Source organism: Stenotrophomonas sp. CASM110 (assembly GCF_049384345.1).
GTDB classification, from domain to species: Bacteria; Pseudomonadota; Gammaproteobacteria; order Xanthomonadales; family Xanthomonadaceae; genus Stenotrophomonas; species Stenotrophomonas muris.
Window position 1 is genome coordinate 29,525 of record NZ_JBMRGI010000013.1, and the last position, 24,786, is coordinate 54,310.

Sequence of the window (24,786 nt, forward strand, 5' to 3'; positions counted from 1 at the left end):
GACCCCCACGCACCGCCCGCCAGATAGGCCGACGGATTGCCCGCCGGCACCGGTTAAGGACGGTGCCGACGGGCAAGCGTAAACAACAGTCGTTGCTCATCGCGGGTTTGCAGACCCGGAGCCACCCGTTGTCGGTGGCACGCCATGGTGTTTACGCAGTCGCTTCGAATGCCAATAGAAATTCGCGAAGGAATCGCGGAATCCGAGAGCGAAGAACTATTGTCGCACGCACCATTCGTGCGGCACGCGACACCGCCGGACGCATTCGCGCAGCTGCTCTGCTGATGGCGAATCAAACTGGCGCAATCGCCCACGCCACAAGCGAATAGCGCGACGGTCTTCTTTGCAACAGTTCTTAGTCTGCTTCGGCAGGCAGTGGCACCCGACAGACCGCACACCACGAAAATCGGTTCAAACCCGACACCGCCAGCGAGCCTTGCGGCTTCAACCAGCGCGATCCTCACCCGCATTCCCCACCAGCAACTCAATCATCGCCCGCGCCGCCGCCGACTGCCGCCTGTGCGGCGCATAGATCACCGAGAACGGCCTCGACCGCCCTCGCAGCTGCGGCAGCACTTCCACCAGCTGCCCACGCCGCAGCCGCTCACGCACGATGAACGCATAGCTCTGGCAGATGCCGATGCCCTGTTCGGCCAGCGACACCACGCCCAGCACATCGTCGGAAGTCTCGATGGACGAACGCGGCAGCCAGTCCACGTCGCGCCCGCCGTCGCGGAAGATCCACGGCGCCAGCCGCCCGGTGCGCGGCATCACGAAGGGCAGGCACAGGTGCTGCTGCAGGTCGTCCAGCGTCTGCGGCGTGCCACGGCGCTGCAGATAGTCCGGCGCGGCCACCAGCAGCAGCGGTGCGTCCTCCAGCTTTCGCGCTACCAGCCCGCTGTCCGGCAGCTGGCCCAGGCGGATGGCCAGATCGAAGCCCTCAGCCACCAGGTCCACGTTGCGGTTGGTGATGTTCAGTTCCACCTGCACCTGCGGGTACTGCTGCGCAAAGCGCGCCAGCACGGGCGGCAGCCGGTAGTGGCCATAGGTGGTGGGCACGCTCAGGCGCACGCGGCCGGCCAGCGCACCGTCCTGCGCCAGTACGTCGCGCTCGGCGTCGTCCAGCAGGCCGAAGGCGGTGCGCACCTGTTCCAGATAGAGCCGCCCGGCGTCGGTCAGGCCCACGCGGCGGGTGGTCCGCTGCAGCAGCTGCCGGCCCAGCCGCGCTTCCAGGCGGGTGACCGCGCGGCTCAGCACCGAGGGCGTGGTGGACAGCGCCACCGCGCCGGCCGTGAACGAGCCGTGCTCGACCACCGCCAGGAACACCTCCACATCGCCCAGGTAGTCGAACTTGCGGCTCATTTGGCTCTCCGGCGAACAGATGTTTTGCGATGGGGCCAATTTATCGCCGCTGGGGCGATGAATAAAGTGGCCGCCATTCCCCCGATAGGAGCTACCCCATGAACCTGAAGACCCGACTGGCCGCAGCGCTGGCCCTGACCCTGGCCGCCACCGGCGCGCATGCCGCCAACGTGCTGGTGGTGCTGTCCGACGAAAACCACCTGGATCTGAAGGACGGCAAGGTGCTGTCCACCGGCTTCTATCTCAACGAGCTGATGCAGCCGGTCAAGCTGCTGCTGGACGCGGGCCACGAGGTGACCTTCGCCACGCCGCAGGGGCGGGCGCCGACGGTGGATGCGTCCTCGGTGATGGCGGCGTACTTCGGCAACGATGCCGCGCAGCTGACGGTGCACAAGGAGCTGCTGGAGAAGCTGGCGCTGACCTCGCCGACGGCCTCGCCGGTGGTCAGCCTGGCGCGCGTGGAGCAGCAGGGCTACGCGCGTTTCGACGCGGTCTATATCCCTGGTGGCCACGCGCCCATGCAGGACCTGCTGAAGAGCCCGACGCTGGGCCGGCTGCTGGCCGACTTCCACCAGCGCAACAAGACCACCGCGCTGGTCTGCCATGGGCCGATCGCGCTGCTGTCCACGCTGCCGGATGCGGCGGGGTTCGTGGCAAAGCTGGAGGCGGGTGCGACGCCGGTCACGCCGAAGTGGATCTACAGCGGCTACCAGATGACGGTGATCAGCAACCAGGAAGAAGAGCAGGCCAAGCCGCTGCTGGGCGGCGGTGAGATGAAGTTCTACCCGCAGACGGCGTTGCAGCGGGCGGGGGCGACGTTCAGCAGCAATGCCACGCCGTGGACCGGGCATGTGGTGGTGGACCGCGAGCTGATTACCGGGCAGAACCCGGCTTCTGCGCTGGAGGTGGGGCAGCGGTTGGTGGAGCGGTTGAAGTAGGGCGGGTTCTGCATCGCATGCGGTGCCGTGGCAACATGGTCGGCTGGCCTCGTCCTTCCGGGCGGGGCCGGTTTTCCACGGAAGCTCTAGAACACAACATGCGAACGTCCTTCTTCATTCTCTCCGCCCTGTGCCTTGGCCTGCTGCCTGGCTGTGCCAGTGGCCCGGAGGAGCACGCCTCAAGCCGCGAGATCACCAGTGCGTTCGTGGCCGACGACGGCCAGCTGTACCTGCTGCCGCGCTATGACGAGCCGATGCGCTTCAATGCCGCGCCGTTCCGCGAGTACCGGGCGCTGATGGACAGCCCGCTGCGCGAGGCGGTGGCCTGCGCGCAGATGTACTTCCATGAAGACTGGCGCGACCCGGCCAACAAGTCCAAGGTGCACGGCAGCTATGCGCTGCTGCTGCGGCCTGAGCAGGTAACGGCGGAGCAGGCCGCGCAGTTCAAGCTGGAGCGGATTGAGGTCCCCCCGCGCGAGGCCAAGGCCGTGGAGGAGCGGGCGCGCTACTACCTGCCGATGGACCGGACCCGCTACGCGCTGGCGTTTGACCGGGCCTGCAATCTTTCAAGGAAGGGCGGCAGCTATTACAGCGCACTGTTCGAGGGCGATGGCGAGCAGGTGCAGTTGCCGGATGCTGCGGCACTGGCGGAGAAGGGGAAGCTGGCACAGCCGATCAATGCGCGCGCGCAACGGATCCTGCCGGAGAGGGAGGACAAGCCGGGTGTGGGTTCGGCGGCGGGCAAGGTGCTCGGCGCGGCGCTGATTCCAGTGGCCGTTCCGGTGTTTGTGTTGAGCCTGCCGTTCCTGGGGCCGGATCATTGGAAGTGAAAAGGCGTTGAGGGAGAGTCATCCACGCGTGGCGTGGATCTACTTGGGTATCGCCTGAAAGTTCATCCTGGAGATCTGTGTGCCTAGCACGCTGGAAACTGTTTTGAAGACTGTAGGTTTCATTGTCCTCGCAGCCCTTCCGCTGGTGATCCTCTGGTTCACCCTTCGGCGGATGTCAGCAACTGCTCGCTCGTCCGTGAAATCGGGGCTGCATTTGCATGCCCCGCGCCGGATTTCCGGCAGGTCCATGACCTTGGTGATGGTGGATGGAAAAGAGGATCGGGAGCACTACTTCTTTGATGCGGCGTCCTTTTACCTGCGACGTGGGCCGGTGCCTACGGCGGTTCCGCTCTCGCAGATCACCTCAGTCACACGAACGTCCGACAAGATCTACGGGCGCTATTTCTGGCGGGTGTGCTTCAGCAAAGCATCGGGCAGAAAGTGCGTGACGTTCACCAACAACCTGACGCTGTTCAATCGCGATTTCCTGCTGTTCCTGGAGGCGGTGCGGAAGGCCAATCCACTGGCGACCGTTGATCGGGTGGGCATCCTCTTCTAGAGCGTGTTTGAAGTTCGGTATGAACAGTGTTACTGCAATGGCATCACAGCGCGCAGCCCCTGTGTAACCGATGTAATCGATGAGAAATGGGCGTTTGTTGCGCGGTATCTGATACCGAAGCATTCTCATGCGTGGCAGTGCAAGCATGATCTGCGATGAACACGCAAAGCCCGTAACATGGAACGAGGTCCGCTCGTTCCTGCGCGCGACGCAAAGCGTGGGCCTTGGTACCTGTGACGAAGACGCATTTGAGATAATTGTCGAGACGACTTACGTTTACGGCATGCGGTCAATCTCTGCGGAGTAGTTCATGATGATGTGCCGATCCACGCTGGACGTCTCCCTGATTCATGCCTATGCGCTTCCTCTCGGCATATGCGTGGCAGCAGCCGTGGTTCTGATCGCAGTATGGCTGGCACCCCGCTCTGGCGGGGTGCCAGCCAGGAATATTGCGCTCGGCTCGGCGCTGGCCGTTGTTGTCGTAGTTGCCTTTGGCCTCGTATATCAAGCGCGGACAGCGTACATCGCCATTACAGATGGCCAGCTGATTGGGTCAGCAGCGTTTGTCCGACTGCAGCTCCCGCTTTCCAGTGTCGCGTGGCAGGACGCTTCCGATGCTTCAAGGATCACGCTGCCTCACCGGCAACTTGGGACCAGCACCGGGGGCGTTGAACTTGGCAAGTTCGGCATGCAGAACGGTCGCAACGTCTTCGTGCTGCGCACGGATCGTAGCTCTGTTCTCGTCACAGCCAGAGGGGATATTGACTTGATTCTGGACCGGCGTCTTTACGAACAGCTCAAAGCATGCTTGGATCAGGTGAGTGAGACCGGCGGCCATCGAGGAACACTGCAATGATCAGCAGGAAGTACTGGTTTACCAGGAAGAAGTACGGATGGGGCTGGGGGATGCCGTGCGCGTGGCAAGGCTGGCTTGTGTACGCAGTCGCATTCGGCTTGCTACTGGCGGGTCCGTTTCTGTTCTCTCCATTTCGCGAGCCCATCGCGTTTCAGCTCTACACGTGGGCCGTGGTGTTGGTGCTTGTCCTTATCTGCTGGATGAAAGGCGCCCCGCCCGGTTGGCGGTGGGGGGAGTAGAACGGCCGCAGAAGCTATTTTCGGACGTGTTCGATCCGCTGGGCAAAGCATGGATGCATTGCCCTTGTGGGAGTCGGACAGTATCGCCAGCAGGCCACGGCTGCGCCCCCTCTGAGGTGTACCGTCCGTTTTGAAAGAACGCTGGACACTTCCCTCGGCGGCTACCCAACGCGTTCTAGCCGTTAATTGACCAATGTAGCGTCGCTGAAGCGGGGCGCCGGCAAAGCTACACTGACCACCTACGCCCAATGGAAGCTCGCCCATGCTCAGTGGAAAGGTCGCGGTGGTCACCGGCTCCACCAGCGGTATCGGTCTTGGCATTGCCACCGCCCTGGCGCGGCAAGGTGCCGATATCGTGCTGAATGGCTTCGGCGATGCGGCGGCCATCGAACGCGCCCGTGCCCGCCTGGAAGCCGAGTTCGGCGTACGGGTGGTGCATGACGGTGCCGACCTGTCCAAGGGCGAGGCGGTGCGCGGGATGATCGATCGCGCCGTTGCGACGATGGGGCGCATCGACATCCTGGTAAACAACGCGGGCATCCAGCACACCGCGTCGATCGAGGAATTCCCGGTCGAAAAGTGGGATGCGATTCTGGCGCTGAATCTCTCGGCGGTGTTCCATGCAACGGCGGCGGCCTTGCCGCACATGAAGCAGCAGGGCGCCGGCCGCATCATCAACATCGCGTCGGTTCACGGCCTGGTCGGCTCGGTGAACAAGTCCGCATATGTGGCGGCCAAGCATGGCGTGGTGGGGTTCACCAAGGTGACCGCGCTGGAGAATGCGGGCAGCGGCATCACCGCCAATGCCATCTGCCCGGGCTGGGTGCGAACGGCGCTGGTCGAGCAGCAGATCACTGCGCTGGCCGACCGCGAGGGCACAGATCAGGAGACCGCCGCCCGCGCGCTGCTGGCCGAGAAGCAGCCCTCGTTGCAGTTCGTGACGCCCGAGCAGCTGGGCGAGATGGTGGTGTTCCTGGCCTCGGACGCAGCAGCGCAGATCACCGGCACGGCACTGCCCGTGGATGGGGGCTGGACGGCGCGCTAGCTGGCTGGCTGTGCCTTACGCTGCAGCATCGGCAGCGCCACCAGCGTTACCAGAATGGTGAACAGCACCAGCGACGAGCCGACCGTGCCGAAGCCCAGCCCGCCCTTTTCCAGCGGCTTGGTGAGCAGGTCGCCGAATGTGGCGCCGAACGGGCGGGTGAGCACGAAGGCGCTCCAGAACAGGATGACCCGGTTGATGCCCTTGATGCGGCTGGCCAGTGCGGTAAGCGCGATGAGGCTGCCGATCAGCAGTGCGCCGCCGGTGAAGCCCAGCCCGGAATCGTCGGCGAGGAAATCACCCAACGCGGTGCCGAGCGTGTTGGAGAACAGCACGGCGGTCCAGTAGAAGCCTTCGGCGCGGCGCGATGCGATGTTGCTGACCGAGATCGACTTTTCCGACACCCGCCAAGCCAGCAGCACCAGCGCCAGGCAGCCGGTCAGCAGACTGGCGCCGGTGGCGTAGCCCAGGCCGAGCGTGCGGTCGATCAGGTCGGACAGGGTGGTGCCGGCAGTGCTGGTCGCCAGCACCACCGACCAGAACAGCACCGGATGGAAGCGCCGCGCCGACAGTTGCAGGCCCAGCAGGCCGGCGAAGATCGCCAGCAGGATGGCCGAGCTGGCCACGTAGCCCAGGTTGAGCGTCATCGACAGCAGATCGCCCGCAGTCTCGCCGAGGGTGGTGGCGGCGATCTTCATCACCCAGAAACCGAGGGTGACCGCCGCCACTTTGCTGTGCAGGGAATCTGCGTCTGAAGCGCGCATCGAACGTCGCCTGGGGAGCCCGCGGGTGATGCTGTGGCGGGCGGCGTCGGAGTGCAGTCGGAACCAGGTTTGGCGAGGGTGAGCGTGGGGGCGGCGTTCAGCCGGCGCTGGCGGGGGCCGAAAGGCGCGCCAGCAGGGCGCCCCAGTCGGCCACGAAGCAGCCGTCGCGGCCGCGGTTGCATTCGGTGATCCACGCGTCCATCGATTCGCTCCGTGCGCGGTAGCCGCTGACATCGCCCAGGACGGCGAAGTGCAGGCGGTAGTTCACCAGCATCTGCAGCCATTGCCCGGCCATGCCGGAGCGCAGCTCGAAGAAGTCTGCCGAAAGGCGCTGCACCGGAACGGCGATCCACTTGGCCTGGTGCCCAAGGGCATCGCCGACCAGGTCGCGCAAGGCGTTGCCATCCAGCAGCGGGCCTGTATCGGCGCTGCGCAGGACGCGGGTGCTGCCGATCTGTTCTACATGTGTGTGCATCGTGCGCTCTGAAGTTCGTATCGTCCGCCCAGTATGGCCATGGGAGAGGCCAACAGTAAGCAGATGCAGCATGAATCTGGCGAACGAACGCGCTAGGCTGCGCCGGGCGCCCGCACGAGGCGGGTTCACGATACCGGGAAAGGGCATGGCAGGGTGGAAAGGACGTTCGTTGTTGGTGGCGGTGCTGGTGTGTTCTGGCCTGCCGGTTGCAGCCGCCGAGCTGTGCACGGTCAGTGCCTACGGTGACGGGCAGGGCAACCTGGTGGTGCTGGGCGCACCCGCTGCGGCGCCGGCCACAGGCCAGCGCTATCTGATGCTGGACGGGCGACGTGGCGCCACCGGTGATGCCAACGCGCCGGTGAGCTGCAGCGGCAATGTGGTCAGCTTCAGGTCACTTGCGGGAGCCACGCAGCGCTGGCAACGACTGCCGACCCGCGATACCGAGACGACCTTCAGCAGTGCCGGAACAAAACTGGTCGGGCAGCTGATCGAACCAGTCGGTCCGGCCGACCCCAAACGGCCGTTGGTGGTGCTGGTACACGGCTCGGAACGCACGATGGCGGTGGCGGCCATCTACCAGCGCATGCTGGTGGCGCAGGGGATTTCGGCCTTCGCTTACCAGAAGCGTGGGACCGGCGATTCGGAAGGGGAGTACACGCAGAACTTCGAACTGCTGGCCGACGATGCGGCGGCGGCGCTTGCTAAGGCACGTGAGCTGGCAGCGGGGCGTTTCGGCCGGGCCGGCTACTTCGGTGGCAGCCAGGGCGGGTGGATCGCACCGCTTGCGGCGACGCGCTCGCAGGCGGATTTCGTGGCGATCGGTTTCGGGCTGGTGGTGTCGCCGATCGAGGAGGACCGCGAGCAGCTGTTCGACGAGGCACGCCGCATGCAGCTGGATGCAACGGCGATGAAGCAGGTCGGCCAGCTTTCAGACGCGACCGCGCAGTTGATGCGCACGCATTTCAATGAAGGGTTCGAGGCGCTGGCGAAGGTGCGTACGCAGATCGGTGCCGCACCGTGGGCAAAGAACATCAGCGGCGAATACAGCGGCGACATGCTGCGCATGAGTGACGCCGACCTGCGCCGGATCGGCCGAGCGCGCTTCGACAACCTGGAGCTGATCTGGGACTACGACGCCGAGGCCGCGCTGCGTCGCCTGAAGCTGCCGTTGCTGTGGGTGCTGGCCGAGCAGGACCGGGCCGCGCCGATTGCCGCCACGCGTTCGATCCTGTCGCGCCTGCGCGCGTCGGGGCAACCGATCGACACCTACCTGTTCCCGGATACCGACCACGGCATGGTCGAGTTCCGCACCGATGCCGAGGGCAACCGGGTGTCGACACGGATCACCGACGGCTACCTGCGCCTGCTGGCCGATTGGATCAAGCAGGATGTGCATGGCAGTTATGGGCGGTCGCGCAGATTGAGCGAAATGAAAAAATAGGGAGCCTCGATTGCGACCTATTTTTCTGAAGTAGGCATGGTAGTTGATCTACGTCGTTTTCGCTCCCGAGCCACGCTCCTCACTACACTCTCTGCCATTCTTCCGGTTTCCAAGTAGTACACCTCGGCCGTTATTCTGTAATTTGAGAAGAACTCTGCAAGTTGACGATGTAGCTCCGTTGCCCATCTCAATCTTTGACCATCCTGCGAGAAAAACGCTTCTAGAGCCTTGGCATCAGTGAGTAGATGGAAGACATTGTTTCGCAGAATTCTTAGGGAATTAGCGTGCTTCTTGAATAGGCTGTTCAGTTCGTCTAGCAGCGGAATCGCTTCCTGAAAAGAGTGATGGCGCCTTCTCTGAAGTAGTAGTCTTACCCCGATCGACTGAATGCCTTCCATTGTTGAGTGCAGATATCCCAGCCATGACAGCAGGTAGACGCGGAGTCCTATTCTCTTCAATCGGCTCAGTCCCTTATGCTTCTCTGCGTAACGGACGGTTGAATTGTAGTGTCCGAGCATCACGTCGGCCGAGAGAAAGCATTCAGAGTACAGTGTTAGTATCCTGTCCTGAGACTGGTGGGGCAGGCCACAGCCATCCGTCAGGATTCGATTTACATCCTGGTTCTTGCTGATTGCAATGTCTGCAACGTAATACAGGCCATAGGGGGCTTGAATTAGTTCACCTTTGATGATCCCATCTTTCAGCCATACTCCGAGCTCGGGGCGAGTCGAGGTCGGGTAGGCATCGCGCCTGCTGTCCAAGAAGCATTCAAGACGCCATCTGTCAAATCCAGTGGTCTCTCCTTGATCTCCAAAGTCAAAATCAACTTGTCCGTCAGGTAGATCCAGCCAGATTCCGCGGCCATGCCTTTGGTAGCTCACACCTCCGACGAGCTTTCCCTCTCGGGGATCGGTCCGAAGGGTCCACTCGTGGCTGCTATATGGCATTTCAATGCCAGATTCTCTCAGAATCTTTACTGCGTACGATACTTGCTTCTGATAGTCGCGAATGAGATTCGCGAAGGCTAGTTCCATGGTCTGTCGTCAATGATTGGCGATGTCTGATTCTGGTGAATCTATTCTGCTCATCTCGGCTTCGCAAACACATCCAGCCCCTTGCCGGTTTCCAGCAGCGACTTCAGGCTCGACAGCACGATCGGCCAGCCCTGGCGGATGCCGGTATCGATGCCGCTGCCGGGTTCCAGTTCCTCATGGGTAACCGTCAGCCGCACCATGTCCTGGTAGGGCACGATGTCGAAGGTGACGCGGCTGTAGGCAGCGGGATTGTCGGCCTGCGAGGCGGCGGCCCAGGTGATGACCAGCCGCGAGGGCGGGGTGCTTTCCACCACTTCGCCGACCAGCTCGACCGAGCGCGTTTCATTTGCACGCACGTGCTGCCAGCGCGAGCCCGGTTTCCAGTCCGAGACGTTCTCGTGACCCCAATAGCGACTGGCGATCTCGGGGCGGGTGATGGCCTCGAACACCTTCTGTGGGGTGGAGGCGATATAGATCACGTGGATGAAGCGGGTTGACTCTGCAGACATCGTCATTCTCCTTCCAGTTCGCGTTTCAGGTCATGCAGCAGGCTCAGGCGCTGCTGCTCGAACTTGCGTACCCAGCGTTCGTAGACTTCATGCAGGGGCACCGGGTTGATGAAGTGCAGCTTCTCGCGGCCACGGCGCACGGTACTGATCAGGTTGGCGTCTTCCAGCAGGCCCAGGTGCTGGGTGACCGATTGCCGGGCCATGTCCAGGTGTTCGCACAGCTGGCCCAGCGTCTGCCCGTTGTCCTTGCAGAGCAGATCCAGCAGCGTCCGGCGCGTGGGATCGGCCAGTGCCTTGAACACCTTGTCTGCGTCGCGCAGGTGGTCTACCGCCATGGGGAGGTCTTCAATTCCAGTTGTCGATCCTGACGTCGTGTGGGTTGGGCTGGCCCTTGCCGGTTTCCAGCAGTGCCTTCAGGCTCATCAGGAACACCGCCCACTTGGTGCTGCAGTGGGAGGTGAACTCGACACGTTCCTTCCAGCCTTCGTGGGTGAACAGCACGATGCAGTAGTCGCCTTCCTGCTTCAGCGCGAAGCGCGCGTGGGTGCCGATCCATTCGGCGGGGCCGGCGTGGAACCGCCACAGCACGAGCTCGCCTGGAACAAGCTGCTCAAGCTTCATCTCCATGGCGCCGATTTCCTGGCCGTTGTTGGTGAAACGGACCTTGACCGTGCCACCGGCTTCGCGGTCGCCGTGCGCGTCTTCGGCCCACCAGGCGGCCACGCCTTCGGGGGTGGCCAGCGCCTGATACACCTGGCTTGCGGGGGCCTTGATGCCGACCCTGTGTGCGATATCCACCATTGCAGGTTCCTCGCGATGGGCTGGCAAGCGCCGCCCTTGAGTTGACTATATGCAGGTAAATGCCTGCATGTCAAACCCCGCCACGAACGCCCGGGCGTGGTAGTGCCGGCCGCTGGCCGGCATCCCGGTGGCGTTGGGTGCGTGCAGTTGCCGGCCAGCGGCCGGCACTACCGGGGCGATGGCTCAGTTCTCCGCGTCCTGAAGGGCGGCATGCAGTTTGTCGGTGATCCGCTGCAGTGCGGCACGATCATCCGCGGAGAGATGGTCGAGAAAATACCGGCGGACACCGGCAGCGTGTACCGGCCGTGCCGCGCGCAGCTGCGCGTGACCTTCTGTGGTCATGCGGATCACTACGACGTTTTCGCTGTCGGTATCGCGTTCGATCAGGCCACGGCCCGCCATGCGGGTCAGCTGGTGCGAGAGGCGCGTCTTGTCCCATTCCAGGTAGTCCAGCAGTTCGCGCTGGCGGCGGCAGCGATCCTTGGACTGGTTCAGCTCCATCAGCACGATGAAGTCGGCCCTTGAGAGCCCGGTGCTGCGGGTGATGTCCTGGACGATGCGGCCGGAGGTGATTTCTGCCATGCGCCGGAAGCCGCGCCAGGTGGCCCATTCGTCGGGTGTGATGCTGGGGGAGGTCATGGACGAACGTTGCCGGGCAATGGTTGACATGTCAACCCTTGCGGCATACGGTTGACGTATCAACTAACCTGGATCGCGCCATGCAGCACCCTCCCCGTATTGCCGTCATCGGCGCAGGCCCCGCTGGCCTCACCGCTGCGCTCATCCTGCATCGGGGCGGTCACCGCGTGAGCGTGTACGAGGGCGAAGCATCCGGGCAGCAGCGCACACAGGGCGGCACGCTGGATCTGCACGACGATTCCGGGCAGGTGGCGCTGCAGCGCGCGGGCCTGCTGGAGGCCTTCCGTGCGGTGGCGCGGCATGAGGGGCAGGAGGCGCGGATGGGCGACCCGTGGTCCGGGGAGATCACCACCGGCGGGTTCGGGCCGGAAGGGAGCAAGGACAAGCCGGAGATCGACCGCGGCGACCTGCGCCAGCTGCTGCTGGACGCGCTGCCGGCGGACACGGTGCAGTGGGGCCACAGCCTGACCGCGCTGGTATCTGCACAGGCGAACGGCCACGGCCTGCGATTCGCCAACGGCGTGCAGCGCGAGGCGGACATCGTGATCGGTGCCGATGGTGCGTGGTCGAAAGTGCGCGCGGCCTTGAGTACGTGCCAGCCGGTGCCCACCGGCATTACCTTCTTCGAAGGTTGGATCGCACAGCCTGCTGCGGACATCGCAGCGATGGTCGGGCAGGGCAGCCTGTTCTGCTTTGGCGGCGAGGAGGCCTTGTTCGTGCAACGCAACAGCCGCGATCGGCTCTGCGTGTATGCGGCGCTGAAGCGCTCTTCCGAATGGCTTGATGCACAGATCGCGCAGCACGGCATACGGACGCTGGTGACAGGCTGCTATACCGGGTGGGCCACGAACCTTCGGCGCCTGCTGGAGGCCTGCACGGACTTCGTGCGGCGGCCGATCTACAGCCTGCCAGCGGATTTTTGCTGGGCCCCGCGCGATGGCGTGACCTTGATCGGCGATGCGGCGCATCTGATGCCGCCGGTGGGCGTGGGCGTGAACCTGGCGATGCTGGACGCGTCGGATGTGGCGATGGCGTTGTGCGCGCGGCCGGATGCGATCAGCGCGATGCGCGACGCCGAAGTGCTGGTGCGTGAACGCGCCCGCGCCCTGATGCCGGATGCGATCGAGGGGTTCCAGCGCTGGTTCACTACCGGAGGGGATGCTCCACGCGGTTGATGAAGCATCGAGTCTGTACGCACCTGCGACACTGGGAACAGCAGCAGATTCCTGGCGGCGCGCTGGAAGTCACATGGACTTCCGACTGCTTTGGTCCGGTACAGGTGGCCACGCTGGGGCACGCGCTAGACTGGTTGAACCGGCCGATGCTCCCCCTGTTTTCCAGGGTTGGGGAGCGTGGTATGACAGGAGCGGAACGCATGACTGAAACCGGAAAGGACGCCTTGAACATCCGCCGCGCCAGCGCGGCCGATGCACCCGCAGTGTTGGGGCTCTTTGACGAGGTGATCGAGTGGTTCGTGTCGATCGGCAATGTGCAGCAATGGGGCAGCGAACCGTGGTCGACGATGCCGCGCCGGATTGCCCAGGTCACCGAGGCGTGCGCGCTGCCAGGCGCATGGGTGGCGCAGAACGAGCAGGGCGACGTGCGGGCGTTCCTGGCACTGGGCGAGTCGATGCCCTATGTGCCGGCCCCCACCGGGCCGGAGCTGTATGTGCGGGTTCTGGTGGCCTCGCGTGATGTGCGCGTGCGTGGCATCGGCCGCCGCCTGATGGCGTTTGCCGACGAGCAGGCGCGCGCTGCCGGTGTCGACCATCTGCGTGTCGACTGCTACGCCGGAGGCAGCGGCGACCTGGTGCGCTTCTATGAATCCTGCGGGTATACGCGCATCGCGCCGTTCAACGTGGACGGCTGGCCAGGCATGCTGCTGGGAAGGACGCTCTGACACGGCTGCGTCATTCCGTCGCAGCCTGCGTGCAGGAAACGATACACCGGTTCGGCGCTAGAGTAGGGTCATGACCTGCATCGGATGGCTGTGTCATTCCGCTGCCGGTTCCTGATGACCCCTCCAGGAAGGTGCAACGCATGTATTACAGCAGTGGCAACTACGAAGCTTTCGCGCGCCCGCGCAAGCCGGCCGGTGTGGATGGCAAGCGCGCCTGGTTTGTGGGCTCGGGCCTGGCCTCGCTGGCCGGCGCCGCGTTCCTGGTGCGCGACGGCCGCATGGCCGGTGAGCGCATCACCATTCTCGAGCAGCAGCAGATTCCCGGCGGCGCGCTGGATGGCCTGAAGGTGCCAGAGAAGGGCTTCGTGATCCGCGGCGGCCGCGAGATGGAAGACCACTTCGAGTGCCTGTGGGATCTGTTCCGCTCGATTCCGTCGCTGGAAATCGAAGATGCCAGCGTGCTGGACGAGTTCTACTGGTTGAACAAGGACGACCCGAACTATTCGCTGCAGCGCGCCACCATCAATCGCGGCGAAGATGCGCACACCGATGGCCTGTTCACGCTGACCGAGCAGGCCCAGAAGGACATCATCGCGCTGTTCCTGGCCACCCGGAAGGAGATGGAGAACAAGCGGATCGACGAGGTGCTGGGCCGCGACTTCCTGGACAGCAACTTCTGGCTGTACTGGCGCACCATGTTCGCGTTCGAGGAATGGCATTCGGCGCTGGAGATGAAGCTGTACCTGCATCGCTTCATCCACCACATCGGCGGCCTGCCGGATTTCTCGGCATTGAAGTTCACCCGGTACAACCAGTATGAATCGCTGGTGCTGCCGCTGGTGAAGTGGTTGCAGGAGCAGGGCGTGGTGTTCCAGTACGGCACCGAGGTGACCGACGTCGACTTCGATCTGCAGCCGGGCCGCAAGCAGGCCACGCGTATCCACTGGATGCGTGATGGTGTAGCCGATGGCGTGGATCTGGGCGCCGATGATCTTGTTTTCATGACGATCGGTTCGCTGACCGAAAACTCGGATAATGGCGATCACCATACCGCGGCGCGTTTGAACGAAGGACCGGCGCCGGCCTGGGACCTGTGGCGCCGCATCGCCGCGAAGGACGAGGCCTTTGGCCGCCCGGATGTGTTCGGCGCGCATATCCCGCAGACCAAGTGGGAATCGGCGACAGTGACGACGCTGGATGCGCGCATTCCGGCTTACATCCAGAAGATCGCCAAGCGCGACCCGTTCAGTGGCAAGGTAGTGACCGGCGGCATCGTCAGCGTGCGCGACTCGCGCTGGCTGATGAGCTGGACGGTGAACCGCCAGCCGCATTTCAAGAACCAGCCCAAGGACCAGATCGTGGTCTGGGTGTACTCGCTGTTTGTGGATACGCCGGGCGACTACGTGAAAAAGCCGATGCAGGAGTGCACCGGCGAGGAGATCACCCGCGAGTGGCTGTACCACCTGGGCGTGCCGGTGGAAGAGATTGATGCGCTGGCCGCGACCGGTGCGAAGACGGTGCCGGTGATGATGCCGTACATCACGGCGTTCTTCATGCCACGCCAGGCCGGTGACCGCCCGGACGTGGTGCCGGACGGCGCGGTGAACTTCGCCTTCATCGGCCAGTTTGCCGAATCGAAGCAGCGCGACTGCATCTTCACCACCGAATATTCGGTGCGCACGCCGATGGAAGCGGTGTACACCCTGCTGGGGATCGAGCGCGGCGTGCCGGAGGTGTTCAATTCCACGTATGACGTGCGCTCGCTGCTGGCCGCCACCGGTCGCCTGCGCGATGGCAAGGAACTGGATGTTCCCGGGCCTGCGTTCCTGCGCAATCTGCTGATGAACAAGCTGGACAAGACCCAGATCGGTGGTCTGCTGCGCGAGTTCAAGCTGGTGCAGGAAGACTGAGCGGGCAGGGGGAGGCCGCCGGTGAGGGCATCGGCGGCCTCAAGATCTCACGCTACGCCGTCGGTCGAACGGCTCAGCTGTTCCCACGCGTCGATGCTACCGGCCATCGATGCCAGCTTTGCCCTCACCAGCTGCAGTGCATCACTGCCCAGCAGCAAGTGGCGGGGAGGAGCGTCGCTGTCGATGACCTGCAGCATGGCCTGCGCAGCCTTCACTGGATCACCGGGCTGGTGGCCACTCTTCGCCTCACGCGCGCTGCGGATGGGATCGAACAATGCGTCGTAGTCGTCAATGCTGCGCGGTGCCCGCACCATCGAGCGGCCTGCCCAGTCGGTGCGGAAGGAACCCGGCGCGACGGCCGTGACGTGGATACCAAACGGCGCGACTTCCTTGCCAAGCACTTCACTGATGCCCTCCAGCGCGAACTTGCTGCCGCAGTACCACGCGATGCCCGGCATCGTGATGAAACCGCCCATGGAGGTGATGTTGAGGATATGGCCGCGGCGCCGGGCGCGCATGTGCGGCAGCACGGCCTTGATCAGCGCGGCCGGAGCGAACACGTTCACCTCGAATTGCTGCCGCAGCTCGGCGAGCGTGGATTCCTCGAGGATGCCTTCGTGGCCGTAGCCAGCGTTGTTGACCAGCACGTCGATGCTTCCGATGTTGGTTTCGATATCGGCGACGAGCGCATTGATGGCGGCGGTATCGGTTACGTCCAGCAGGCGACCGAATGCGCGGCCGGGAGCGAGCGCTTCGAGTACCTGGCGGTCGGTTTCGTTGCGCACGGTGCCGACCACGCGGTGGCCGGCCAGCAGGGCCTGCTGGGCAAGGGCGCGGCCGAATCCACTGCTGACACCGGTGATGAGGAGAAAGCGGGAAGGGGGCATGAGGGGGCGTTCGTGGTGGGCAGGGCTTGCACGTTAGTTCTTGAACGACCGGGGTCACAGGCCTAGGATTCGGCCATTCTTGCCTATTCCTCTGGAGTGCCTGTGGTCGATTCCCTGCAACGGCGGGTGCAGGCGCGCATGGTCGGCCTGCTGAAGACGCTGGCGGTGGAGGAGGGCTACACGCTCACGCGCCTGCCGGGGGTGCGGTTGCTGCGATCGGACCGGCCACTGGCGCGCACGCCGGTGTTGTACGACCCCGGCATCGTGATCGTCTGCCAGGGGGTGAAGCGTGGCTATCTGGGCGGGCAGGTCTACCAGTACGACGCGCAGCACTATCTGGCAGTGTCGGTGCCGGTGCCGTTCACGATGGAAACCGATGCGTCGGCCCAGGCGCCGCTGCTGGCGATCTACCTGCATCTGGATCTGCAGCTGGCGGCGGATCTGCTGATCGAACTGGGTGAACAGGAGGGCACCCCGGAGACACCGGCGCAGGGCATGATGTCCAGCCCGATGCAGGCGCCGATGCAGGCCACGGTGCTGCGCCTGCTGGAGGCACTGGCTGAACCGTTGGAGGCTGCCGTGCTCGGCCCTGCGTTGGTGCGTGAGGTGTACTTCCGCGTGCTGACGGGTGCACAGGGCGGCGCAATGCGCGAGGCGCTGGCCATGCGCGGGCGCTTCGGCAGCATCGGCAGAGTGCTGCGGACGATCCATGCCGGATATGCCACCGCCCTGGACGTGGGGCAACTGGCCACCGAAGCGGGCATGAGTGTGGCGACCTTCCACGACCACTTCCGCGCGATTACCGGCACGTCGCCGATGCAGTACGTGAAGTCGACCCGCCTGCACCAGGCACGGTTGCTGATGCTGCGGCAGGGGATGACTGCCGAAGCGGCATCGCTGGCGGTGGGGTATGCCAGCCCGTCGCAGTTCAACCGTGAGTTCAAGCGTCTGTTCGCGTTGCCGCCGGCGGCCGAGGTCGCGCGGATGCGGCGCAGTTTCGCGCTGCCACCTCCGCCAGCCGATGCGGTATACGTGTCTTCGCATTGAGCGGCAATCGAAGGTCACGTTGCCAGCAAGCCGGCCAGCGGCCGGCTCTGCCGGGAATGATGCCTGGCGGGTGCAGCAGAGAGGGGTTGACAGGCGGTCTACCTACTAGTAGGTTTATTGCCATGAAAGAGTCGCTCTCGCCCAAGGCACAGGAAATCCTGGCGCATGCCCGTGCGCTGCTGGAAGCCGGTGGCTACAACGGCTTCAGCTACGCCGACGTGTCGGCGCGGGTGAACATCAGCAAGGCCAGCATCCATCACCACTTCCCCAGCAAGGCGGATCTGGTGCGCACGGTGGTCGAGCTGTACCGGGCCGAGGCGCGCGAAGGCCTGGCGCTGCTGGACCGGCAGTTGGCCGACCCGCTGCAGGAGCTCAACGCCTATGTGGATTACTGGTCCAGCTGCATTGCAGGGGGTACGTCCTCGTTCTGCATCTGCGCGATGCTGGCCGCCGAAGCGCCGATGATTCCGGCAGAGATCGCTGAGGAAGTGCGCGGCCATTTCGAGGACCTGAGCGGTTGGCTGGCAGTGACGCTGGAGAAGGGCGTTTCGATGGGCCAACTGCAGTTGCAGGGCTCGGCGGCCGATGAGGCCAAGGCGTTCATGTCATCGGTGCACGGCGCGATGCTGGCCGCGCGCGGTTTCGGTGATGCGGCGACCTTCGCGGCACTGGCGCGGTTGGCGATCGCGCGGGTGAGCGCGGCGTCCTGAGAAATGTGTGGTGGGCCTGCGGCGACGCGGGCCTTCTTTTTGAGTCCTATGCCTACCTACTAGTAGGTTCATTCTGTCCCTGGAGATGTCCCATGTCCCACCCTCTGTCCACACTTGGCGTGATCCATACCGCTGTCAGCCTGATCCCGGTGTTGAGTGGCCTGTATGCATTCATTCGCCATCGCGCAATCGATCCCGCCACGCGCGCGGGCAAGCTGTACCTGGTGGGGCTGGTGCTGTCGGTGGCCACTTCCTTCACCGTGTCGAGCACGGGCGGGATCAACCCCGGCCACGCATTCGGGGTGATCGTGCTGCTGGTGGCATTCGGCGGCGTGCTGGCCGCGCGGCTGCGCTGGCTGGGGCGCGCCGCGCGTTACCTGTCGACCTTCGCACTGTCGTTCAGCTTCCTGCTCTCGTTGGTGCCCGGCGTCAACGAAACGCTGACCCGCTTGCCGGCAGCGCATCCGATTGCGGCGGCACCGATGGCCCCGGTGGTGCTGCACACGCTGCTGGCCTGCCTGGTGGTGTTCGTGATCGGCTTTGCCGCGCAGTGCTGGAGGCTGCGAAACCGTACCTTTGCAGGACGATCCTGAGACGCCGCCGGTCACCCCTGCGCGGCAAGTGCGCCCAGCAGTGCCGCCGGTTCGATCAGTGCAGCCGAGCGCGCCGGATCGAGTTGAATGTGCCGGCTGCAGAAGCAGAACGATTGGCCCGCTGCAGGCTCGGGGGTGTTCGCGCTCGCGTCCGGCGTCTCGATCTCCAGCACTTCGTCCACGGCCAGCGCCAGGGTTGCGGTGCCGGCGTTGATCAGCAGCATGGCCGGGCTGCCACCCTCGAATGCCGGTTGGCCGCTCATGCGGCGCAGGTCGACGACGGGTAATGGCTGCCCACGGACCTCCAGGGTCGGCCTGCCGTTGCGGTCTGCAGGGCCGAATGCCTCCGGACCGCGGATTTCGACCGCTGCCTGGATGTCGATGGCGAACAGGACGGTGCCTGCACGCACGACGACGATCTCGAACAGGTCGGCAGGCGATGCGCGTGTTTCCGTTGCAGGGTGAGCGGGTACGGGCATGCGATGGGCGTGGCGAAGACGATGGGAAGGGGGATCTGGATGATGACGCCTGAACGCAACGCGCGGCCGCGTCGGCGTGCGCGTGCAAGGCGACGGTTCAGTGTCTATCAGGCGGCTGCGCGTGTCGCGCCGACGGTGCCGACGCGTGGAAAATGCGGACGCAGCAGGCCGACGAGCTGATCCATGCCCGGGATGGCGTGGCCGAACTCGTCCCAGCGCGCATTCACCAGGCCGGATACCACGATCTGCCCGGTCTCGATGTGGGTCATTGCCCAGTACGGAACGGCACGCGCGCTGATGGCCATGTCCAGTACCGGCACGACGGCAGCATGCGAGCGGCTGTCATGGATGCGGCGCTTGACTGCTTCCAGGGCGTCGGGCGGGCCTTCGATGTACTGGAAAAACCGCTGCCCGTCGACGATCAGCGCACCGGTAACGTCCACCCGGCGATTGAACGTGGCAGATTGCGAGACGATCTGGTGGAGGGCTTGATTGGACAGCTCAGCCGACATGCGGCTGGAGTAAGCAAATGCATGGAGCATGGAAGGGGCTTCTTGTGACGCACGTCACTATACGCACGCAAGCCCGGACCGTCGTGAGGCTTTGCTCACGCCGCGATTGGCTCCGCGCACTGGATCAACAGCCCACCAACCGGTCGGCACCGAGACCGCCGCGATGCTGGCTGCGGTACTCGGTAGGGCTCGCGTCAACCTGACCGCGGAAGTGCCGACGGAACGATTCCTGCGAACCAAAGCCGGCCTGTTCTGCAATCCACTGCAGCGGCCGGTCGGTGGTTTCCAGCAGCTCGCGCGCGAAAGCCACGCGTTCGCGGATCAGCCAGTCGATGGGTGACAGGCCGGTGGCGTCCAGGAACTGCCGCTGCAGCGTGCGTTGGCTGAGCGCAGCCTGCTCGGCGAGGCTGCCCAGTGAGTGGGGCTCGCGCAGGTTGCGGCGCATCCATTCCATCAGCTTTGCCAAGCGGGTGGGCTCGCCGTGGGGAATGGCGCGGCTGACGCGCTGGCTGCGCCCGGCATCACGCCATGGTGCCAGGACCAGCCGTTCGGCCACCAGGTTGGCCACGCGCGCGCCGTAATCCTTGCGCACCATGTGCAGCATCATGTCCATGCCGGTGGCCGAGCCGGCCGAAGTGATGATGCTGCCGGTATCCACGTACAGCGCATCTTCCCGCACATCGATGCGTGGGAACTCGCGTGCCAGCGCTTCAGTGAGGCGCCAGTGGGTGGTGGCCTGGCGGCCATCGAGCAGCCCGGCCCAGGCCAGCACGAAGGCACCGGAGCAGATCGAGGCGATGCGCGCGCCACGTGCGTGGGCACGGATCAGTGCATCGAGCAGTGCCTGCGGTGGGCGCTCGCTGGGTTCGCGCCAACCGGGGATGACGATGATGTCGGCGTCATCAACCGCGCTGAGATCGTAGGGAAGCTGCACCTGCGCATTGCCGAGCATGCGCAGCGCACCGGGTTCGCCCGCGCACAGCTGGGTGCGGTACCAGGCCACGCCGAGTTCCGGCCGCACCGGCGCGAACAGGCCGACCGCGCAGCCGAATTCGAACAGCCCCTGGCCGTGGCAGGCGACGATGGCAACGAGCGGCGCGGTGGGATCGGCGGGTGGGCTGGGCATGGCCTGATGCTACGGGTGGCGGTGCGTGGCGTTGCGTGATGCGCGGGCATGAGGTGATGCCGGGCGGGCATATGGGAACCGGGGTCGGATCCCTTCCGCAGGAAGGGCTCTGACCCCGTGGTGGGGAGGCGTGCGTGGGGTCAGAGCCCTTTCCTATGGAAAGGGATCCGACTCCGTGGGGGACCCCGTGCGTGTGCGCCGCCTAACGTCATTACCAGCGGTCATGTGGGTGGCCGGATGTTACGGCTGGGTGACGCGATCGCGCCTGTCGCACCAGGTGAACAGGCCCTTGAATGGAAGCGTGTTTCCGGCCCACCCCCACGAGCCCCCATGCCTGCCGCCCACGCCCCTGTCCTGAGCACTCTCGCTGTTCTGATCACAGCCATCCTTGCCGCCTCGCCCAGCCATGCGGCTGAAGCAGACGCAGATCCTGCTGCCACCGCCGCGACGGCCAACGTGGCCGCGTCCACGCTGGATGCGGTGGTGGTCACCGGCTCACGCACCAGCACGCGCACGGTGAAGAACAGTTCCACGCCCATCGATGTGATCTCTGCAGAGGACCTCGCCGCCACCGGGCAGGGCAACCTGCTGGAAGCGCTGCAGCGCAGCCTGCCGTCGCTGAGCCAGATCGGCGGCTACCAGAGCGACCAGGAGAGCCTGATCCGTGGCTACCAGCTGCGCAACCTGTCACCGGGCTACACGCTGGTGCTGGTGAACGGCAAGCGCCGCAATGCCAGCGCTTACGTGAGTGGCGCAAACGGTGGTGGCTTTCCGGGCCACGCCTGGGCAGACCTGGCGTTGATTCCGGTCTCGGCCATCGACCACGTGGAGGTGCTGCGCGATGGTGCGTCGGCCATCTATGGCTCGGACGCGATCACCGGCGTGGTCAACGTGATCCTGAAATCGCAGGCGCACGGTGGCGATGTGTCGGTGGAGAGCGGGCAGAGCATCGATGGTGATGGTTCGCGTACCAGCGTGCGCGCCAATGTCGGGCTGCCGTGGGGCCAGGATGGCTTCGTCAACCTGTCCGGCGAGAACACGCGGCAGCACCACGCGATCCGCACCCGTCGCTACATCGATGGCTACCTGAGCTATCCGGCAGTAGATGCCAACGGCAACCGGGTCGCACTGCGCCCGAACAATCGCTTGCCGACGGGTGCATCGCCGAACCCGGCCGAGGCCAACCGCGATGCCGAGGCCAACACCATCCTCAGTTCGCCGTCGTACGCGTTGAAGGCTTTCGCAGTGAATGCCGGCCATGGCCTGGGCGAGAGCGCGCAGTTCTACGCCAACGCCACGGCCAGTGACCGCACCGCGCAGGCGATCCAGAACTTCCGCCTGCCGGCGACCATCTTCACCACCTACAAGGCACCCGGCGTGCTGAGCGTGTTTCCCGATGGCTTCCTGCCGGTGCTGGAGACCAAGGAAAAGCAGTACACCGGCACTGCGGGCGTGAAGGGGCAGATCGCGGGCTGGGATTACGACGCCAGCCTGACCGGCAACCGCAGCACGGTGCGCACCTATACCCGCAATTCGGTGAACTACTCGCTGCCGTATCCCGGTTCGCCCACTGACTTCTATGACGGCAAGCTGGACTACCAGCAGGGGATCGCCAACCTCGACCTGCGCCGTGGCTTCGAGGTGGCCGCCTTTGCGTCGCCGCTGGAAGTGAGCGCAGGCGCCGAGTACCAGCACGAACAGTACGAACGCGCGGCCGGGCAGTGGGAGTCGTACACCGGCTTCGGTGCCGCGGCGTTCGTGGGCTACTCCACCGCCGATGCGGTGAAGGCGACGCGCAACAGCAAGGCGGTCTATGTGGGCGCGGCCAGCAACATCACCTCGCGCTGGTATCTGGATGCGGCCGCGCGCTGGGAAGACCATTCCGACTTCGGCAGTGTCTCCACTGGCCGCCTGACCACGCGCTTCGACTTCACCGACGCGTTGGGTGTACGCGCGACGGTCAGCAACGGCTTCCATGCGCCCAGCCTGGGCGCACAGTTCTACCAGGCCACGGGCAGCTGCCCGTGCGGGACCACGCTGGTGGCACAGGTGTCTTCGCCGGCGGCGGTTGCGCTGGGTGCCACGCCGCTGAAGCCCGAGAAAGCCACCAACTACAGCCTGGGCGTGACCTGGGACCCGAGCCCTGCATTCCATCTGGCCGTGGATGCGTACCAGATCGACATCCGTGGCCAGCTGGGCCAGTCCAGCCAGATCGGCTACAACGCGCAGGATCCGGCGCGCATCACCGACAACAGCGGTACGGTGCTGAGCGCGGCGCAGAAGAACACCATCGATGCGCTGCTGGGTTCCGCCGGCATCAGCATCCTGCCGGGTGATGCGTTCTACGCCAGCTACTTCACCAATGTGGGCAATACCCGCACGCGCGGTGTCGAGCTGACCCTGGAAGCCAACCAGGACACTGCGTGGGGCAAGCTGCGCTGGAGCTACGCGGCCAACGTCGGCCGTACCACCATCCAGAAGGTGAGCGACATTCCGGCGGCGCTGCAGGGGCTGCCGAACATCAACCTGCTGACCAAGAGCAGCGAATACGCGCTGCGCTTCCGCACGCCCAGCTACACCCAGGTAGCCGGGCTGGGCTGGCAGAACGGGCGCTGGCGCTCGAACGTCGATTTCACCTACTACGGCCCGATCAAGCGCCTGAACAACGGCGTGGAGTACAAGCAGCCGCCGGTGCTGGTGACCAACCTGTCCGGCGGCGTGGAGCTGGGGGCGGGCTGGAGCGCGGCGCTGGGGATCAACAATGTGTTCGACAAGCGCACGCGCAAGGTGCCGGAGTACGCGCGCAGTGCTACCGATGTGGCCAGCATCGAGACGACCTGGGACAACGGCGACGTGTTGGGCAACGTCGGGGCGTATTGGTATGGGCGGATCAGTTACCGGTTCTGATCTGGGGCAGCCGAGCATGGCTCGGCTCTACAAAGGCGGGAAGCAGCCGAGCATGGCTCGGCTCTACAAAAGACGAAGGACGGCCGGAGGTAGTTCGGCATTATCGAGGAGCAGTTCATGTCTTCTGCATTGAAGGTGGTTGCATTGGTGGGGTCGCCGACCAGTTCGGCGGCATCGCGCACGTTGCTGCTGGTGCGGCATCTGCTGGCGTCGCTGCAGCAACGCGTGCATGCCAGCGTGGAGCTGGTGGAGCTGGCGCCGATCGCGCGCTCGCTGGGCCAGTCGTTGTCCCGCGATGAGGCGGGGCCGGAGGTGGAGCAGGCGCTGCAGAGCATCGAGGCCGCAGAGCTGCTGGTGGTGGCCGCGCCGGTCTATCGCGGCTCGTATCCCGGGTTGTTCAAGCACCTGGTCGACTTCGTCGGGCTGGAGGCGCTGGTGGATACGCCGGTGCTGCTGGCAGCGACCGGTGGCAGCGAGCGCCATGCGCTGGTGATCGACCACCAGTTGCGGCCGTTGTTCAGTTTCCTGCAGGCGCACACGCTGCCGATCGGGGTGTATGCCACGCCTGCCGACTTCGACGGCGAGCACATCAACAGTGCTGCCTTGCAGGCACGCATCGCGCTGGCAGCCGAACGTGCGGCCGGCCACCTGGCGACGCAGGCGCTGGCGGTAGCGGCGCCGCTGCGACGCATCGCCTGACGCCATAACCGGCGGCGCTTTGCTTATGGCCACGCCGCATCTGCATGGCCGGATCTGACCGCCGATTGTCGCCAGGCGTCGCTGCCGCAGCCGCCGGCATCTCTAGCATCGATATCGACGCGGCATCGCATTGCCGGCCCAGATGAGGACCCCCCAGTGACGCTCGACGCAGCAAGCAAACCCATCCTGTTCCTGCTCGACCGTGAGTTCGAGGACGGACAGATTCCCGGCCAGCGCTTCTTCTGCCGGCACAGCCTGTTGCTGGAAGGTGCACTGTCGAGCATCGACGGCCTTGATGCGCAGCTGGACGTACGTCGCATCGGCTTCGCGCGGCCGCGCCGCGAGGTGATCGCCGAGATCGGCGAGCAGGACCAGTCGTTGCCCAAGCTGGTGCTGCCGCAGGGCGTACGCAGCGACCTGGCCAGTGGCGCGCACCAGGACCGGCAGTACATCTCCGGTGCCGAACCGATCCTGGCCGCACTGAACGGATTGCTCGGCATTCCCGTGGCCCACCCCTGAGCGAGGAC

At 64.8% G+C, this 24,786-nt stretch carries 27 protein-coding genes; 15 read left to right on the forward strand and 12 right to left on the reverse strand.

What is annotated here, in order from left to right; genetic code table 11:
* Positions 1-444: 444 nt before the first annotated feature.
* Positions 445-1,362 carry a LysR family transcriptional regulator gene (locus VG561_RS12785; RefSeq protein WP_423179638.1) on the reverse strand — a complete coding sequence of 306 codons (918 nt, stop codon included), beginning with the start codon at positions 1,360-1,362 and terminating at the stop codon, positions 445-447.
* Between the two features lie 98 nt (positions 1,363-1,460).
* Between VG561_RS12785 and VG561_RS12790 the strand changes: the two genes are divergently transcribed.
* From VG561_RS12790 to VG561_RS12810, 5 genes are all read left to right on the forward strand, one after another.
* Complete coding sequence (locus VG561_RS12790; RefSeq protein WP_423179639.1) at positions 1,461-2,300, forward strand: type 1 glutamine amidotransferase domain-containing protein; 840 nt, start codon at positions 1,461-1,463, stop codon at positions 2,298-2,300.
* Between the two features lie 98 nt (positions 2,301-2,398).
* Positions 2,399-3,130 (forward strand): hypothetical protein, encoded by a 732-nt coding sequence (locus tag VG561_RS12795; protein WP_423179640.1) that lies wholly within the window; start codon positions 2,399-2,401, stop codon positions 3,128-3,130.
* Between the two features lie 79 nt (positions 3,131-3,209).
* Positions 3,210-3,689: a hypothetical protein gene (locus tag VG561_RS12800; RefSeq protein ID WP_423179641.1), complete on the forward strand. Its 480-nt coding sequence runs from the start codon at positions 3,210-3,212 to the stop codon at positions 3,687-3,689.
* 310 nt (positions 3,690-3,999) lie between these two features.
* A complete protein-coding gene (locus VG561_RS12805) occupies positions 4,000-4,545 on the forward strand; it encodes a hypothetical protein (protein WP_041863344.1) in 546 nt (181 codons plus the stop codon).
* 501 nt (positions 4,546-5,046) lie between these two features.
* Positions 5,047-5,829 carry a 3-hydroxybutyrate dehydrogenase gene (locus tag VG561_RS12810; RefSeq protein WP_423179642.1) on the forward strand — a complete coding sequence of 261 codons (783 nt, stop codon included), beginning with the start codon at positions 5,047-5,049 and terminating at the stop codon, positions 5,827-5,829.
* Here the strand turns inward: VG561_RS12810 and VG561_RS12815 are convergent.
* Together VG561_RS12815 and VG561_RS12820 are read right to left on the reverse strand one after the other, a co-directional pair.
* A complete protein-coding gene (locus VG561_RS12815) occupies positions 5,826-6,590 on the reverse strand; it encodes a hypothetical protein (RefSeq protein ID WP_423179643.1) in 765 nt (254 codons plus the stop codon). The two genes, VG561_RS12810 and VG561_RS12815, sit on opposite strands and share 4 nt — an antisense overlap.
* Positions 6,591-6,687: 97 nt before the next feature.
* A complete protein-coding gene (locus VG561_RS12820; protein WP_423179644.1) occupies positions 6,688-7,065 on the reverse strand; it encodes a DUF4180 domain-containing protein in 378 nt (125 codons plus the stop codon).
* 145 nt (positions 7,066-7,210) lie between these two features.
* Here VG561_RS12820 and VG561_RS12825 point away from each other — a divergent pair, with 145 nt between their 5' ends.
* Complete coding sequence (locus VG561_RS12825) at positions 7,211-8,506, forward strand: alpha/beta hydrolase family protein (protein WP_423179645.1); 1,296 nt, start codon at positions 7,211-7,213, stop codon at positions 8,504-8,506.
* 17 nt (positions 8,507-8,523) lie between these two features.
* On the opposite strand, the gene VG561_RS12830 is transcribed toward VG561_RS12825, so the two are convergent.
* The 5 genes from VG561_RS12830 to VG561_RS12850 form a co-directional block, all read right to left on the reverse strand.
* Positions 8,524-9,540, reverse strand: coding sequence for a DUF6896 domain-containing protein (locus tag VG561_RS12830; protein WP_164077637.1), 1,017 nt, complete (start codon positions 9,538-9,540; stop codon positions 8,524-8,526).
* Between the two features lie 50 nt (positions 9,541-9,590).
* Complete coding sequence (locus VG561_RS12835) at positions 9,591-10,049, reverse strand: SRPBCC family protein (protein ID WP_423179646.1); 459 nt, start codon at positions 10,047-10,049, stop codon at positions 9,591-9,593.
* Positions 10,050-10,051: 2 nt separating this feature from the next.
* On the reverse strand, positions 10,052-10,384 hold the full coding sequence (locus VG561_RS12840) for an ArsR/SmtB family transcription factor (RefSeq protein WP_014646883.1): 333 nt from the start codon (positions 10,382-10,384) through the stop codon (positions 10,052-10,054).
* Between the two features lie 10 nt (positions 10,385-10,394).
* Positions 10,395-10,850, reverse strand: coding sequence for an SRPBCC family protein (locus VG561_RS12845; protein ID WP_197561650.1), 456 nt, complete (start codon positions 10,848-10,850; stop codon positions 10,395-10,397).
* Positions 10,851-11,033: 183 nt separating this feature from the next.
* A complete protein-coding gene (locus VG561_RS12850) occupies positions 11,034-11,489 on the reverse strand; it encodes a MarR family winged helix-turn-helix transcriptional regulator (RefSeq protein ID WP_014646885.1) in 456 nt (151 codons plus the stop codon).
* Positions 11,490-11,569: 80 nt separating this feature from the next.
* Between VG561_RS12850 and VG561_RS12855 the strand changes: the two genes are divergently transcribed.
* The 3 genes from VG561_RS12855 (at position 11,570) to VG561_RS12865 (ending at position 15,299) form a co-directional block, all read left to right on the forward strand.
* The gene (locus VG561_RS12855) at positions 11,570-12,664 is read left to right on the forward strand and encodes an FAD-dependent oxidoreductase (protein ID WP_423179647.1); all 1,095 of its coding nucleotides are present in this window, start codon (positions 11,570-11,572) and stop codon (positions 12,662-12,664) included.
* A 200-nt stretch (positions 12,665-12,864) separates the two neighbouring features.
* Complete coding sequence (locus VG561_RS12860) at positions 12,865-13,389, forward strand: GNAT family N-acetyltransferase (RefSeq protein ID WP_014646887.1); 525 nt, start codon at positions 12,865-12,867, stop codon at positions 13,387-13,389.
* 140 nt (positions 13,390-13,529) lie between these two features.
* Positions 13,530-15,299: an oleate hydratase gene (locus VG561_RS12865; RefSeq protein WP_423179648.1), complete on the forward strand. Its 1,770-nt coding sequence runs from the start codon at positions 13,530-13,532 to the stop codon at positions 15,297-15,299.
* Positions 15,300-15,346: 47 nt separating this feature from the next.
* On the opposite strand, the gene VG561_RS12870 is transcribed toward VG561_RS12865, so the two are convergent.
* A complete protein-coding gene (locus VG561_RS12870) occupies positions 15,347-16,186 on the reverse strand; it encodes an oxidoreductase (RefSeq protein WP_046430252.1) in 840 nt (279 codons plus the stop codon).
* Positions 16,187-16,288: 102 nt separating this feature from the next.
* Between VG561_RS12870 and VG561_RS12875 the strand changes: the two genes are divergently transcribed.
* The 3 genes from VG561_RS12875 to VG561_RS12885 all read left to right on the forward strand — a co-directional run bounded on the left by VG561_RS12875 (position 16,289) and on the right by VG561_RS12885 (position 18,536).
* The gene (locus VG561_RS12875) at positions 16,289-17,233 is read left to right on the forward strand and encodes an AraC family transcriptional regulator N-terminal domain-containing protein (protein ID WP_164077632.1); all 945 of its coding nucleotides are present in this window, start codon (positions 16,289-16,291) and stop codon (positions 17,231-17,233) included.
* Between the two features lie 122 nt (positions 17,234-17,355).
* On the forward strand, positions 17,356-17,943 hold the full coding sequence (locus VG561_RS12880; protein ID WP_049440761.1) for a TetR/AcrR family transcriptional regulator: 588 nt from the start codon (positions 17,356-17,358) through the stop codon (positions 17,941-17,943).
* A 92-nt stretch (positions 17,944-18,035) separates the two neighbouring features.
* Positions 18,036-18,536, forward strand: a complete 501-nt coding sequence (locus tag VG561_RS12885; RefSeq protein ID WP_180835540.1) for a hypothetical protein — start codon at positions 18,036-18,038, stop codon at positions 18,534-18,536.
* Positions 18,537-18,547: 11 nt separating this feature from the next.
* On the opposite strand, the gene VG561_RS12890 is transcribed toward VG561_RS12885, so the two are convergent.
* From VG561_RS12890 to ftrA, 3 genes are all read right to left on the reverse strand, one after another.
* Entirely contained in the window at positions 18,548-19,015 is a 468-nt protein-coding gene (locus VG561_RS12890; protein ID WP_049406464.1) for a chemotaxis protein CheW, read from the reverse strand.
* A gap of 107 nt (positions 19,016-19,122) precedes the next feature.
* Positions 19,123-19,557, reverse strand: coding sequence for a BLUF domain-containing protein (locus VG561_RS12895; RefSeq protein WP_423179649.1), 435 nt, complete (start codon positions 19,555-19,557; stop codon positions 19,123-19,125).
* 94 nt (positions 19,558-19,651) lie between these two features.
* The gene (gene ftrA / locus VG561_RS12900; protein WP_014646895.1) at positions 19,652-20,653 is read right to left on the reverse strand and encodes a transcriptional regulator FtrA; all 1,002 of its coding nucleotides are present in this window, start codon (positions 20,651-20,653) and stop codon (positions 19,652-19,654) included.
* A 330-nt stretch (positions 20,654-20,983) separates the two neighbouring features.
* Here ftrA and VG561_RS12905 point away from each other — a divergent pair, with 330 nt between their 5' ends.
* From VG561_RS12905 to VG561_RS12915, 3 genes are all read left to right on the forward strand, one after another.
* The gene (locus VG561_RS12905) at positions 20,984-23,560 is read left to right on the forward strand and encodes a TonB-dependent receptor plug domain-containing protein (RefSeq protein WP_423179650.1); all 2,577 of its coding nucleotides are present in this window, start codon (positions 20,984-20,986) and stop codon (positions 23,558-23,560) included.
* A 117-nt stretch (positions 23,561-23,677) separates the two neighbouring features.
* Positions 23,678-24,259 (forward strand): FMN reductase, encoded by a 582-nt coding sequence (gene msuE / locus VG561_RS12910; RefSeq protein ID WP_053494461.1) that lies wholly within the window; start codon positions 23,678-23,680, stop codon positions 24,257-24,259.
* A 156-nt stretch (positions 24,260-24,415) separates the two neighbouring features.
* Positions 24,416-24,778, forward strand: coding sequence for a DUF3088 family protein (locus VG561_RS12915; RefSeq protein ID WP_032960011.1), 363 nt, complete (start codon positions 24,416-24,418; stop codon positions 24,776-24,778).
* Positions 24,779-24,786: the final 8 nt, after the last annotated feature.